Origin of the sequence: Isoptericola sp. NPDC019693 (assembly GCF_044389085.1) — a bacterium.
Classification (GTDB): Bacteria; Actinomycetota; Actinomycetes; order Actinomycetales; family Cellulomonadaceae; genus Isoptericola.
In genome coordinates this window covers 342221-354588 of record NZ_JBIRXP010000003.1, presented here as the reverse complement: position 1 = coordinate 354588, position 12368 = coordinate 342221, and the positions used below count along the sequence as shown (strand labels likewise).

At 74.7% G+C, this 12368-nt stretch carries 14 protein-coding genes; 12 read left to right on the top strand and 2 right to left on the bottom strand.

Features of this window, described 5'->3' with window-relative positions:
* Window positions 1–6: 6 nt before the first annotated feature.
* Window positions 7–1068, bottom strand: a complete 1062-nt coding sequence (gene tsaD / locus ACH436_RS10795) for a tRNA (adenosine(37)-N6)-threonylcarbamoyltransferase complex transferase subunit TsaD (RefSeq protein WP_430560175.1) — start codon at window positions 1066–1068, stop codon at window positions 7–9.
* A 172-nt stretch (window positions 1069–1240) separates the two neighbouring features.
* Between tsaD and urtA the strand changes: the two genes are divergently transcribed.
* Genes urtA through ACH436_RS10735 form a run of 12 tightly spaced genes read left to right on the top strand, consistent with a single transcriptional unit; the run spans window position 1241 to window position 11916 of the window.
* On the top strand, window positions 1241–2524 hold the full coding sequence (gene urtA / locus ACH436_RS10790) for an urea ABC transporter substrate-binding protein (RefSeq protein WP_430560174.1): 1284 nt from the start codon (window positions 1241–1243) through the stop codon (window positions 2522–2524).
* Between the two features lie 21 nt (window positions 2525–2545).
* Window positions 2546–3430, top strand: coding sequence for an urea ABC transporter permease subunit UrtB (urtB, locus tag ACH436_RS10785; RefSeq protein WP_430560173.1), 885 nt, complete (start codon window positions 2546–2548; stop codon window positions 3428–3430).
* Window positions 3427–4602 carry an urea ABC transporter permease subunit UrtC gene (urtC, locus tag ACH436_RS10780; RefSeq protein WP_430560172.1) on the top strand — a complete coding sequence of 392 codons (1176 nt, stop codon included), beginning with the start codon at window positions 3427–3429 and terminating at the stop codon, window positions 4600–4602. Before urtB ends, urtC begins: the two co-directional genes overlap by 4 nt.
* Window positions 4599–5462, top strand: coding sequence for an urea ABC transporter ATP-binding protein UrtD (gene urtD / locus ACH436_RS10775; protein WP_430560171.1), 864 nt, complete (start codon window positions 4599–4601; stop codon window positions 5460–5462). The genes urtC and urtD overlap by 4 nt, the downstream gene beginning before the upstream one ends.
* Complete coding sequence (locus ACH436_RS10770) at window positions 5459–6160, top strand: ATP-binding cassette domain-containing protein (protein WP_430560170.1); 702 nt, start codon at window positions 5459–5461, stop codon at window positions 6158–6160. The genes urtD and ACH436_RS10770 overlap by 4 nt, the downstream gene beginning before the upstream one ends.
* A 28-nt stretch (window positions 6161–6188) precedes the next feature.
* Window positions 6189–6491 (top strand): urease subunit gamma, encoded by a 303-nt coding sequence (locus tag ACH436_RS10765; RefSeq protein WP_430560169.1) that lies wholly within the window; start codon window positions 6189–6191, stop codon window positions 6489–6491.
* A gap of 36 nt (window positions 6492–6527) precedes the next feature.
* A complete protein-coding gene (gene ureB, locus ACH436_RS10760) occupies window positions 6528–6938 on the top strand; it encodes an urease subunit beta (protein WP_430560168.1) in 411 nt (136 codons plus the stop codon).
* Complete coding sequence (locus ACH436_RS10755) at window positions 6938–8641, top strand: urease subunit alpha (protein ID WP_430560167.1); 1704 nt, start codon at window positions 6938–6940, stop codon at window positions 8639–8641. The genes ureB and ACH436_RS10755 overlap by 1 nt, the downstream gene beginning before the upstream one ends.
* 7 nt (window positions 8642–8648) lie before the next feature.
* Complete coding sequence (locus ACH436_RS10750; RefSeq protein ID WP_430560166.1) at window positions 8649–9410, top strand: urease accessory protein UreF; 762 nt, start codon at window positions 8649–8651, stop codon at window positions 9408–9410.
* Window positions 9403–10161 (top strand): urease accessory protein UreG, encoded by a 759-nt coding sequence (ureG, locus tag ACH436_RS10745; RefSeq protein WP_430560165.1) that lies wholly within the window; start codon window positions 9403–9405, stop codon window positions 10159–10161. Before ACH436_RS10750 ends, ureG begins: the two co-directional genes overlap by 8 nt.
* Window positions 10139–10933 (top strand): urease accessory protein UreD, encoded by a 795-nt coding sequence (locus ACH436_RS10740; protein WP_430560164.1) that lies wholly within the window; start codon window positions 10139–10141, stop codon window positions 10931–10933. Before ureG ends, ACH436_RS10740 begins: the two co-directional genes overlap by 23 nt.
* Window positions 10930–11916 (top strand): HoxN/HupN/NixA family nickel/cobalt transporter, encoded by a 987-nt coding sequence (locus ACH436_RS10735; protein WP_430560163.1) that lies wholly within the window; start codon window positions 10930–10932, stop codon window positions 11914–11916. Before ACH436_RS10740 ends, ACH436_RS10735 begins: the two co-directional genes overlap by 4 nt.
* Here ACH436_RS10735 and ACH436_RS10730 read toward each other — a convergent pair.
* Window positions 11857–12309, bottom strand: a complete 453-nt coding sequence (locus ACH436_RS10730; protein WP_430560162.1) for a MarR family winged helix-turn-helix transcriptional regulator — start codon at window positions 12307–12309, stop codon at window positions 11857–11859. The two genes, ACH436_RS10735 and ACH436_RS10730, sit on opposite strands and share 60 nt — an antisense overlap.
* Window positions 12310–12368: the final 59 nt, after the last annotated feature.

The following is a 12368-nucleotide window of genomic DNA, read 5'->3' as shown; positions in this document are numbered from 1 at the left end:
CGACGGTCAGACGGTGATGGTGGTCATCGGCATCGACGAGTCGACCGGGAAGTCGAGGTGCGACGGCGCGGCGCCGGCGCGCACGACTGCGGAGCCCAGCGCGGCGATCATCGCGCCGTTGTCGGTGCAGTACCGGATCGGCGGGATGCGCAGGTCGATGCCGGCCTCCGCGCACCGCTTCGCCGCCATGTCGCGCAGCTGGCTGTTCGCGGAGAACCCGCCGCCCACGACGAGGGTCTCGACGTCGTGCCGCCGGCAGGCGGCGATCGTCTTGGCCGTGAGCACGTCGGCGACGGCGGCGGCGAACGACGCCGCGACGTCGGCCGCCGGCACCTCGCGCCCGGCGTCCACGCACGCCTCGATCCACCGCGCGACCGCCGTCTTGAGGCCGGAGAACGAGAAGTCGTAGGCGTGCTTCGCCTGGTCCTTCGCGGCCGTGAGCCCCCGCGGGAACCGGATGGCCTCGGGGTCGCCCTCGCGCGCGAGCCGGTCCACGTGCGGGCCGCCCGGGTACGGCAGGCCGAGCAGGCGGCCGACCTTGTCGAACGCCTCCCCCGCGGCGTCGTCGAGGGTGGAGCCGAGCTCGGTGACGTTCGTCGCGACGTCCTCGACGAGCATGAGCGTGCTGTGTCCGCCGGAGACGACGAGCGCCATCGTGCGGCCGGAGAACGGCCCGTCGACGAGCTGGTTCACGGCGGCGTGGCCGATGACGTGGTTGACGCCGTACAGCGGCTTGTTCAGGCCGATCGCGAGCGCCTTGGCCGCCGACGCCCCGATCGTCAGGGGCCCGACGAGCCCCGGCCCGGCGGTGACGGCGATCGCGTCCACCTCGGACAGGTCGACGTCGGCCTCGCCGAGCGCGCGGCGGATCGTGGGGACCATCGCCTCCAGGTGGGCCCGGCTCGCGACCTCGGGGATGATGCCGCCGTAGCGCGCGTGCTCGTCCATGGAGCTGGCGACGGCGTCGACCAGGAGGGTGTCCCCCCGCACGAGCGCCACTCCCGTCTCGTCGCAGGAGGTCTCGATGCCGAGGACGAGGGGGTCACCGACCCCGTGCGCGGATGCCATGGCCCCATGATCGCACCGGCGCGGGGACGACTGCTCCGACCGCCTCTCCGACACCGCCCCCACCAGCCGTAACACGATGGTGACACCGAACTCACGGCGCGGACACGTGGGCGTACTTGGGTTCATCTGAACCTAAGACGGGCCCGCGGGCCCCGGCCACGAACGGAGCACCATGCGTCCTCGAAGCAGCACGGGCACCACGCGTACCGGCACCACCCGACCTGTCGTCGCCTCGCTCGCCGTCCTCGCGGTCACGGCCCTGTCGGCCTGCGGGGCGCGGGTCGACGCCGCCGGGGACGGCGCGTCCGCGTCGTCGTCGGCCGGGTGCGTGGACACGTCGGGCGACTCGGTCAAGGTCGGCTTCCTCAACTCCCTCTCGGGCACGATGGCGATCTCCGAGCAGACCGTCCACGACTCCCTGCAGCTCGCGGCGTCGGAGATCAACGCGGACGGCGGGGTGCTCGGCAAGCAGCTCGAGATCGTCTCCGAGGACGGACAGTCCGAGCCCACCGTCTTCGCCGAGAAGGCCACCAAGCTCATCACCAGCGACTGCGTCGCGGCCGTGTTCGGCGGCTGGACGTCGGCGTCGCGCAAGGCGATGCTGCCGGTCTTCGAGGCGAACGACTCGCTGCTGTTCTACCCGGTGCAGTACGAGGGCCTCGAGGCGTCGGAGAACATCTTCTACACGGGCGCCACGACCAACCAGCAGATCGTGCCCGCCCTCGACTACCTGGCCGAGCAGGGCGCGACGTCCCTGTTCCTGGTCGGCTCCGACTACGTCTTCCCGCGCACGGCGAACAAGATCATCAACGCCTACGCCGAGGCCCACGGCATCGAGATCGTCGGCGAGGAGTACGCGCCGCTGGGCCACACCGACTTCTCCACCATCGTCAACAAGGTCAAGGCCGCCGACGCCGACGCCGTCTTCAACACCCTCAACGGCGACTCCAACGTGGCGTTCTTCAAGGAGTACAACAACGCGGGCCTCGCCGCCGACGACATGCCCGTCCTGTCCGTGTCGATCGCCGAGGAGGAGGTGGGCGGCATCGGCGTCGACAACATCGAGGGCCAGCTCACCGCCTGGAACTACTACCAGACGGTCGACAGCCCCCAGAACGACGCCTTCGTCGAGGCGTTCCAGGCCGAGTACGGCGACGACCGCGTGACCTCCGACCCGATGGAGGCGGCCTACACGTCGCTGTACCTGTGGAGGGCGATGGTCGAGAAGGCGGAGTCCTTCGACGTCGCCGACGTGCAGGCGGCCGCCGACGGGGTCACCTTCGACGCCCCCGAGGGGACCGTCGTCGTGGACGGCGACAACCACCACGTGGCCAAGACGGCGCTGGTCGGACGCATCGGCGACGACGGCCTCATCCACACCGAGTGGAGCTCGCAGGAGCCCATCGAGCCCGACCCGTTCCTCGAGGGCTACGACTGGGCCGACGGGCTCTCCTGACCCGGGGCCCCTGGACACGACATGGACACCCTCCTCTCGCAGCTCTTCGCGGGCCTGAGCCTCGGCTCGGTCCTGCTGCTCGCGGCCCTGGGCCTCGCCCTGACCTTCGGTCAGATGGGCGTGATCAACATGGCCCACGGCGAGTTCATGATGGCGGGCGCCTACACGGCGTTCGTGGTCCAGGGCCTCCTCGGCGACCCCGGCGCGAGCCTGCTCGTGTCGCTGCCGCTCGGCTTCCTCGTCGGCGGGGCGCTCGGGCTGCTGCTGGAGGCCACGCTCATCCACCGGATGTACCGGCGACCGCTCGACACGCTCCTCGTCACCTGGGGCGTCGCCCTGCTGCTGCAGCAGGTGGCGCGCGACGTCTTCGGCGCCCCCAACGTGGACGTGGCCGCGCCCGGCTGGCTGTCGGGCGCGGTCACGGTGGGCGGCCTGGCCCTGCCCAAGACGCGGCTGTTCATCCTGGCGCTGGCGGTGGTCTGCGTCGTGGCCCTGGCCCTCGTGCTGCGGGCCACGTCGCTCGGGCGGCGGATCCGCGCCGTCGTCCAGCACCGCGACCTGGCCGAGGCGTCGGGCATCTCGTCCCGCGCCACGGACCGGCTGACCTTCTTCGTCGGCTCCGGCCTCGCCGGGATCGCCGGGGTGGCGCTCACGCTGCTCGGCTCGATCGGGCCGACGCTCGGCACCGGCTACATCGTCGACGCGTTCCTCGTCGTCGTCGCCGGCGGCATCGGGCAGATCAAGGGCACCGTGATCGCGGCGACCGCCCTCGGCCTGCTGCAGGCGTTCTTCGAGTACTCCACCACGGCGTCCGTGGCGAAGGTGCTCGTCTTCGTCGTCATCGTCGCGTTCCTTCAGGTACGACCCCAGGGCCTGGTCTCGGTCCGGACGAGGAGCCTCGCATGACGCGCCCCACGAGCACCCTCACCGCACGACTGGGCGCGCTCCTGCGCCCGGGCCGGGGGCGGGCGCTGGCCGGGTTCGGCCTCGCCGCCGTCCTGCTCCTCGCCGTCGCCCCGGTGCTGCTCAGCCCGTTCCGGCTCGGGCTGCTGGGCAAGTTCCTGTGCCTGGCGATGGTCGCCGTCGGGATCGGCCTCGCCTGGGGTCGCGGCGGCCTGCTCACCCTCGGCCAGGGGGTCTACTTCGGGCTCGGCGCCTACCTCATGGCGATGCACCTCAAGCTCGCCGACGCCGGGCCGGGCGGCGTGCCCGACTTCATGCTGCTGTACGGCACGGGCGAGGTTCCCGGCTGGTGGGAGCCGCTGCGCTCTCCCGGCGTCGCCCTCGCGCTGGTGGTCCTGGTGCCGGCCGCGCTGGCCGCGGTGCTCGGCTGGGCGGTCTTCACGCGGCGGGTGCGCGGGGCGTACTTCGCGATCCTGTCGCAGGCGCTGGCCGCGGCGTTCGCCATCCTGCTCGTCGGCCAGCAGCAGACGACGGGCGGCACCAACGGGCTCAACGGGTTCCGGTCCTTCTTCGGCTACGACCTCGCCGACCCGGTCAACCAGCGGATGCTCTACCTGATCGCGGCCGGGGTGCTGCTCGTCATGGTGGCGGTCGCGCGGCAGCTCATGGTGTCGCGGTTCGGCGAGGTCCTCGTCGCCGTGCGCGACCAGGAGGACCGCGTGCGGTTCCTGGGCTACGACCCGGCCGCGGCGAAGACCGTCGTCTACGTCGTGGCGGCCGTGATGGCCGCCGTCGGCGGGGCGCTCTTCGTGCCGATCGTCGGGATCGTCTCCCCCGCCGACGTCGGCGTCGTGCCGTCGATCGGCTTCCTCGTGGGGGTGGCGATCGGCGGCCGGGCGACCCTGCTGGGCCCCGTCCTGGGGTCGGTCGCCGTGAGCTGGGCGCAGACCTCGATGTCGGAGGCCTTCCCCTCCGGCTGGATCTACCTCCAGGGGGCGCTGTTCGTCCTGGTGGTGGCCTTCCTGCCCGGCGGCCTCGCCTCGGTCGTGACGACGTGGCGCCGCCGGCGTCGGGCGGCGACACCGGGCGATCCGGGCGATCCGGGTGCCCCGGACGGCCCGGCGCCCGGCCGCGCCCCGGCGACCGACCTCGTGACCGAAGGGAGCCGCGCATGACCACCGACGAGAACCCGGAGATCGACCTGGCCGCGGCCGACGCGCTGCTCGGGGACGACACCGCCCGGTTCCGGCACGACTACCTCGAGGTCCGCGGCCTGCGGGTGGAGTTCGGCGGGTTCGTCGCCGTCCGCGACGTCGACCTCACCGTCACCCAGGGCGACCTGCGGTTCCTCATCGGCCCCAACGGCGCGGGCAAGACGACGCTCATCGACGCCGTGACCGGGCTCGTGCGGGCGGCGGCGGGCTCGGCCCGGTTCGGCGGCACGGAGCTGCTGGGGCGGGCCACGCACCGCGTCGCCCGCTCGGGCGTGGGCCGCACGTTCCAGACCGCGAGCGTGTTCGAGCAGCTCACCGTGCTGCAGAACCTCGACATCGCGGCGGGCGCACGGCGCGGCCCGGCCACGATGCTGCGCCGGCGCCGCGGGGTGCCGGAGGCGGTCGAGCAGGCGATGGAGACCGTCGGCCTCGCGGCGCTGCGCGACGTCCCGGCCGGCGTCCTGGCGCACGGCCAGAAGCAGTGGCTCGAGATCGGGATGCTGCTGGTGCAGGACGCGCACCTGCTGCTGCTCGACGAGCCCGTCGCGGGCATGACCCAGGCGGAGCGGGAGGAGACCGGCGAGCTGCTGCGCCGGGTGGGCTCGCAGCGCGTCGTCGTGGTCGTCGAGCACGACATGGAGTTCCTGCGCTCCTACGCCGACTCGGTGACGGTCATGCACCAGGGCCGCGTCCTCGCGGAGGGCACCGTCGCCGAGGTGCAGCAGGACCCCGCCGTCGTCGAGGTGTACCTCGGCTCCCCGGCCGTCAGCGCGACCGCGACGTCCTCGTCCACCACCACCGCCACGGGGGGAACCGCATGATGCTCGAGCTGGACGGCGTGAGCACGGGGTACGGCCGCACCGCCGTCGTGCACGACGTCGACCTCACCGTCGCCGACGGCGCCCTCACGGCCGTGCTCGGCCACAACGGCGCCGGCAAGACGACGTTGCTGAAGGCCGTGCTCGGGCTGCTGCCCGCGCGGTCCGGGGCCGTGCGGCTCGCCGGCGAGGACGTCACCCGCTGGCCGACGCACCGGCGCGTGCGGGCGGGGATCGCCTACGTGCCGCAGGGCCAGCAGTCGTTCGGCCAGCTCACCGCGCGGGAGAACCTCCAGGTGGTCGCGGACGCCCACGGCGCCGCCGGCCGCCGGCGCACGGACGACGCGCTCGACCTCTTCCCCGCCCTGCGCGAGCTGCTCGGCCGGCAGGCGGGCCTGCTGTCGGGCGGGCAGCGCCAGCAGCTCGCCATCGCCCGGGCGCTCGTCACCGGCCCGCGGCTGCTGGTGCTCGACGAGCCCGCCGAGGGCATCCAGCCGAACGTCGTCACCGAGATCTACGCGGCGATCACCACGCTCACGGCCGCGGGCGGTCTCTCCGCGCTGCTGGTCGAGCAGCACCTGGGCTACGCCGTCGAGCACGCCGCCGAGTACGCCGTGCTGGCGTCCGGCCGCGTGACCCGTCGGGGAGCCGGCGGGGGCGCCGAGGCCCTGGCGGGCGCACGCGAGGCGATGGCGCTGTGAGACCGACCGCGACCCCCGAGGAGGAGCCGTGCACCTGACCCCCGCCGACACCGAGAAGCTGCTGCTCGCCGTCGCCGGCATGGTGGCCCGCGACCGCCTGGAGCGCGGCGTGCGGCTCAACCACCCCGAGACCGTCGCGCTGCTGGCGTGCTGGGTGATCGAGCGCGCCCGCGAGGGCGCCGACGTCGCGACGCTCATGCGGACCGGCCGCGAGGTGCTGACCCGCGAGCAGGTCATGGACGGCGTGCCCGAGCTGCTCGCCGACGTCCAGGTCGAGGCCACGTTCCCCGACGGACGCAAGCTCGTGACCCTCCACCACCCGATCCCCTGACCCACCCGACCTGACCTGACCCGAGAGGTGGGCACCGTGTCCGCATCCCCGACCACCGGCCCCGGCGCGATCCGTGTCGCCCCCGGCCGGATCGAGCTCAACGCGCGCCCGCCGCACGAGCGGCTGCGCCTCGTCGTCGAGAACACCGGCGACCGGCCCGTGCAGGTGGGCTCGCACGTGCACCTGCCCGACGCCAACACCGCCCTGCGGTTCGACCGCGACGCCGCCCACGGCTTCCGCCTCGACGTGCCGTCCGGGACGTCGCAGCGGTTCGAGCCGGGCGTCAGCCGGGAGGTCGACCTTGTGACGGTCCGCGGGGCCCGGCGCGTGCCGGGCGTCCAGCGGGGCAAGGCCGACGGCGGCGCGCTCGGCGCCGTCCGGACCGCCCCGCGGGCCCCCCAGCAGGACCAGCAGGGCACGCAGCGCGACACCGAGCAGGAGGACTGATGGTCTGGATCGACCGCGAGCGCTACGCCGCCCTGTACGGGCCGACCGTCGGCGACCAGGTGCGCCTCGGCGACACCGACCTGTGGATCGAGGTCACCGAGGACCGCACGGTCGGCGGCGAGGAGGCCGTGTTCGGCGGCGGCAAGTCGATCCGGGAGTCGATGGCGCAGTCGACACGCACCCGGGCCGCCGGCGCGCTCGACACGGTGATCACCGGCGTCGTCGTCCTCGACTGGTGGGGCGTGGTCCGCGCCGACGTGGGGCTGCGCGACGGGCGGATCGTCGCCCTGGGTCGCGCCGGCAACCCGGACATGGCGGACGGCGTGCATCCCGACCTCGTCATCGGCCCGTCGACCGACGTCATCTCGGGCGAGGGAAAGATCCTCACCGCGGGCGGCTTCGACCCGCACGTGCACCTGCTGTCGCCGTCGGCGCTGCACGAGGCGCTGGCCACCGGCATCACGACGGTCGCCGGGGGCGGAACCGGGCCGTCGGAGGGCTCGAAGGCCACCACGGTGACGCCGGGCGCCTGGCACCTGCGGTCCGTGCTGCGGGCGCTGGACCACCTGCCGCTGAACGTGCTCCTGCTGGGCAAGGGCAACACGGTGAGCGCCGCGTCGCTCGCCGAGCAGGCGCTCGGCGGCGCCGCGGGCTACAAGGTGCACGAGGACTGGGGGTCCACCCCCGCCGCCCTGGACGCCGCGCTGCGGGCCGCGGACGAGTGGGGCCTGCAGGTGGCCCTGCACTCCGACTCGCTCAACGAGGCGGGCTTCGTGGCCTCCACCATCGACGCGATCGACGGCCGCGGCATCCACGCGTACCACGTCGAGGGCGCGGGCGGCGGGCACGCCCCCGACATCCTCACGATCGCGAGCCTGCCGCACGTGCTGCCCGGGTCGACCAACCCGACCCTCCCCCACACGGTGAACACCGTGGCCGAGCACCTCGACATGCTCATGGTCTGCCACCACCTCAACCCCGCCGTGCCCGAGGACCTGGCATTCGCGGAGTCGCGCATCCGGGCCACGACGATCGCGGCCGAGGACGTGCTGCACGACCTGGGCGCCATCTCCATCACCTCCTCCGACGCCCAGGCGATGGGCCGCATCGGCGAGGTGATCACCCGCACCTGGCAGGTGGCGCACGTGATGAAGCACCGCCGCGGGCCCCTGTCGGGCGCCGAGCCGGCGGACAACGAGCGCGCGCGCCGGTACGTCGCGAAGTACACGATCAACCCGGCCGTGGCGCACGGCGTCGACGCCCACATCGGCTCGGTCGAGCCCGGGAAGCTGGCCGACCTCGTGCTGTGGGACCCGCGGTTCTTCGGGTTCCGGCCGGAGCTGGTGCTCAAGGGGGGCGTCATCGCGTGGGCGGCGCTGGGCGACCCGAACGCGTCCATCCCCACCCCGCAGCCGGTCCTGCAGCGGCCGGCCTTCGGCGACGCCGTCGGCGCCGACACGTCCCTCGCGTTCGTCGCCCCGGCGGCGATCGAGGACGGCCTCGCGGGGCGGCTGGACCTGCGCCGGACGCTCGCTCCCGTCGCCCCCACGCGCGACGTCACCAAGGCGGACATGCGCAACAACGACGCGCTGCCGGCCATCGACATCCGCCCGGACACGTTCGAGATCCGCGTGGACGGCGACCTCGTGGAGCCCGCGCCCGCCGTCCGGCTGCCGCTCGCCCAGCTCTACTCGATGTTCTGACGGCCCCATGACCCCCGACGACCCGACCACGACGCCCCCGCGGGCGCGCGCGGCACCGCACCCGTTCTCGGTGGCGCTGCTGCTCGCCGACGCGCGCCTGCCGGGAGGCGGGCACGCCCACTCGGCGAGCCTCGAGCCCGCGCTGCGCGGCGGTCTGCCCGCCGCGGAGGTCCCCGCCTGGATGGCCGGCCGCGCGACGACGGTCAGCCTCGTCGAGGCGGGCACCGCCGTGGTCGCGGCGCGGCTGCTGGCCGACGCCCCGCCCGGGCCGCCGGACAGCCCGGCGACCGCGCAGGGGCTCGACGCCCTCGTCCGGGCGTGGTCGGCGCGGACGCCGTCGCGGGCGCTGCGCGACGCGTCCCGGCTGCTGGGGCGCGGCTACCTGCGTGTCGCCCGCGCGCTGTACCCGGGCAGCGGCGCGGTGCGGGCCGTCGTCGTCCACGAGACCCGCCGCGGGACCGGCACCGTGCCGCGGGCCGTCGTCATGGGCGCGATCGCCGCGGCGGCCGGGCTGCCGCCGGAGGACGTGGTGCGCCTCACCGTGTACGACGACGCCCAGACGGCGGCGTCGGCCCTGCTCAAGCTCGAGCCGCTGGACCCGCTCGCCCCCGCGCGGTGGGTCCTCGACGCGTGCGCCGCCGCGGAGGAGCACGTGCTCCGCGTGGCGGCGTGCGCCACCCCGGAGGACGTCCCGGCCTCCGGTGCCCCGTTGACCGAGGGCTGGGCCGAGGCCCACGCCCTCACGACCCAGAGGTTGTTCCGTGCCTGAGACCACACCCCCCGCCCGCGCCCTGCGCCTCGGCGTCGCCGGCCCCGTCGGCGTCGGCAAGTCGTCCCTCATCGCGACGGTCTGCCGTGCGCTCGCCGACGAGCTGCGCATCGGCGTCATCACCAACGACATCTACACCGACGAGGACGCGCGCTTCCTGCGCTCGGCCGGCGTGCTCGACCCCGAGCGGATCCGCGCCGTCGAGACGGGCGCCTGCCCGCACACCGCCATCCGCGACGACGTCACCGCGAACCTGCTCGCCGCCGAGGACCTCGAGCGCGACTTCGCCCCGCTCGACCTCGTGATCATCGAGTCCGGCGGCGACAACCTCACCGCGACGTTCTCCCCCGCCCTGGTGGACGCGCAGATCTTCGTGCTCGACGTCGCCGGCGGCGGCGACGTCGCGCGCAAGGGCGGCCCCGGCATCGGCCGCGCCGACCTGCTCGTCGTGAACAAGACCGACCTCGCGCCGTACGTCGGCGTGGACGTCCCGCAGATGGTGGCGGACGCGACGGCCGCCCGCGAGGGGCGGGACGTGGTCGCGCTGTCGCGCACCGACGCCGCGTCGGTCGCCGCCCTGCGGGCCTGGCTGCTCGGGGTGCTCGGACGCTACCGCGAGGGCGTGCACGTGGCGCAGGACCCGGGCCCGATGGCGCCGCACTTCCACGCGGACGAGGACGGCCAGGGCGTGCTGCACAGCCACGCGGACGGCGACGGGGCGCACGTGCATGAGCACAGCCACACCCACTGACGTGCGCCTCACGACCGTCGAGGTCGCCGCCGGCACCGTGCCGGGCTCGCCCGTGCGGGTGCGCACGCGCGACGACCTGCTCGCCGCCCGCACCCTCGGGCGCGGCGTCGAGCACGCCGAGGTGGCCCTCGTCGCGACCGGGGCGGTGCTGCTGGGTGGCGACCACGTGACGGTCCGGGTCCACGTGGCCGACGGGTGCGCGCTCACCCTCACCGACGTCGGCGGCACCGTCGCCTACGACGGGGAGGGCCGGCCGTGCCGCTGGGACGTCGAGATCAGGCTCGGCGCGGGCGCACGCCTCGACTGGGAGGGACTCCCGTTCGTCGTGTCCACGGGCGCGGACGTGACCCGGTCGACGGACGTGCTGCTCGGCGCCGGCGCCCGGCTGCGCCTGCGCGAGACCGTCGTGCTGGGGCGCGACGGCGAGCGCGGCGGCCGCGTGGTGCTGCGCAGCTCCGTGCGCGACGACGACGGTCCGCTGCTGGTCGAGGAGGTCGCCGTCGCGGGCGACCACCCGGTCCCGGGCGTGCTCGGCACGCAGCGGGTGATCGACACCGTCACCGACCTGCGCGGCGGCCCCGACGACGGCGCCGACGACCTCGACCCGGCGGGCGAGCCCGCCGGCGGTGAGGGGGCCGTCGTCCTGCACCTGGAGCGCGGCGGCACCCTGACCCGCTGGCTCGGCCGGTCCGCTCATCTCAGCCCGTTGCACCGGTCAGACCCTGTGCCGGCACGTCCTTCCCCTCCCGTCGCACGTCAGGAGCTCGTATGAACCGCACCACCGTCGTCGTCACCGCCCTGCACGTCGTGGGGGTCGCCGGCCTCGCCGCGACCCTCGCGCTCGACGGCGGCTCGGGCGCGATCACGCTCGTCATGGCCCTCACCGCGTACGGGCTCGGCCTGCGGCACGCGTTCGACGCCGACCACATCGCCACGATCGACAACACCACGCGCCGTCTCGTGCGCGAGGGGCGCGACGCCCGCGGCGTCGGCCTGTGGTTCTCGCTCGGGCACTCGACGGTGGTCGTGGGCGCCGCGCTGCTGCTCGCCGTCGGCGTGCAGGCCCTGGCCCCCGCCCTCCAGGACGAGTCCTCGCCGTGGCGCCGGTTCACCGGCGTGTGGGGGCCCGTCGTGTCCGGCACGTTCCTGCTGGCCATCGCCGTGGTGAACGTGCTCATGCTGCGACGGGCCCTGCGCGTCGCACGTGCGGGCACAGGTCCCGGCGCCGACGGGCACCACCACCCGGGCGGCGGCCCGGTCTCCTGGGCGCTGCGGCGGTTCTCGTGGGCCACCGACCGGCCCGGTCGGATGTACGGCGTGGGGCTCGTGTTCGGGCTGGGCTTCGACACGGCCACGGAGATCGGGCTGCTCGCCATGACGGCGTCGGCGGCCCTCGGGCAGGTGCCCTGGTACGCGCCGCTGCCGCTCGCGGTGCTGTTCGCCGCCGGGATGTCGCTGCTGGACTCCCTGCAGGGCTCGGCCGCGCGCCGCGCCTACGCCCAGGCCGGCAGCGGCGACGTGACCCGCGGACGCCTGCGCTACGACGTGCTGGTCACCGGGATCTCGGCGGCGGCCGCCGTCGGCATCGGCGGCGTGACGCTGGTGCAGGTCGCGGCGGAGCACCTGCCGGCGCTCTCGCGCGTGCCCGGCGCGTCGGTCAGCCTCGAGCCGTACGGCCTGGTGCTCGCCGGCGTGCTACTGGTCGCGTGGGCCGTCGGCCTGCTCGCCCTCCGTCAGCAGCGCCGCCAGGCCTGAGAGCACGTCCCGTCCGCGGGACGACAGGTGGACGCGGATCACGCGCCGGTCGAAGGCGTCGACCTCGCGGTACACGAGCGCGCGCGTCACGAGGGCGTCGACCCGGCGCCCGAGCGTCGCCTTGTCCGTGACCGTGGCGGCGCGCAGCTCGGACATCGTGATCCCCGCACGACGCCCCAGCGCGTCGAGCACGAGCCACTCGTCGACCGTGCAGCCGGCGTGCGCCAGCACGTCGGCGGCGCGCCGCGCGGCCCGGCGCCCGGCGAGCACGGACTCGCGCAGGTCGGTGGACGGGCCGGTGGACGGGCCGGTGAACAGGTCGGTGGGCGGCCCCGCGGGCACGGCCGTACCGGGGTCCGTCGTGGAGCGTCCCGCCCGTGCTGCTGTCCGCATGCTGACCCGCCTTCCCTCGCGCTCGTACACTACCGGCCATCACAGGCCGGGGCCCCGGG

Excerpts from the sequence above, each read along its gene's own strand:
- ACH436_RS10730 (WP_430560162.1), bottom strand. The coding sequence starts at position 12,309 with ATGCGGACAGCAGCACGGGCGGGACGCTCCACGACGGACCCCGGTACG.
- urtA (WP_430560174.1), top strand. The coding sequence starts at position 1,241 with ATGCGTCCTCGAAGCAGCACGGGCACCACGCGTACCGGCACCACCCGA.
- urtB (WP_430560173.1), top strand. The coding sequence starts at position 2,546 with ATGGACACCCTCCTCTCGCAGCTCTTCGCGGGCCTGAGCCTCGGCTCG.
- tsaD (WP_430560175.1), bottom strand. The coding sequence starts at position 1,068 with ATGGCATCCGCGCACGGGGTCGGTGACCCCCTCGTCCTCGGCATCGAG.
- ACH436_RS10740 (WP_430560164.1), top strand. The coding sequence starts at position 10,139 with ATGAGCACAGCCACACCCACTGACGTGCGCCTCACGACCGTCGAGGTC.
- ACH436_RS10770 (WP_430560170.1), top strand. The coding sequence starts at position 5,459 with ATGATGCTCGAGCTGGACGGCGTGAGCACGGGGTACGGCCGCACCGCC.
- ACH436_RS10755 (WP_430560167.1), top strand. The coding sequence starts at position 6,938 with ATGGTCTGGATCGACCGCGAGCGCTACGCCGCCCTGTACGGGCCGACC.
- ACH436_RS10750 (WP_430560166.1), top strand. The coding sequence starts at position 8,649 with ATGACCCCCGACGACCCGACCACGACGCCCCCGCGGGCGCGCGCGGCA.
- ACH436_RS10735 (WP_430560163.1), top strand. The coding sequence starts at position 10,930 with ATGAACCGCACCACCGTCGTCGTCACCGCCCTGCACGTCGTGGGGGTC.
- urtD (WP_430560171.1), top strand. The coding sequence starts at position 4,599 with ATGACCACCGACGAGAACCCGGAGATCGACCTGGCCGCGGCCGACGCG.
- urtC (WP_430560172.1), top strand. The coding sequence starts at position 3,427 with ATGACGCGCCCCACGAGCACCCTCACCGCACGACTGGGCGCGCTCCTG.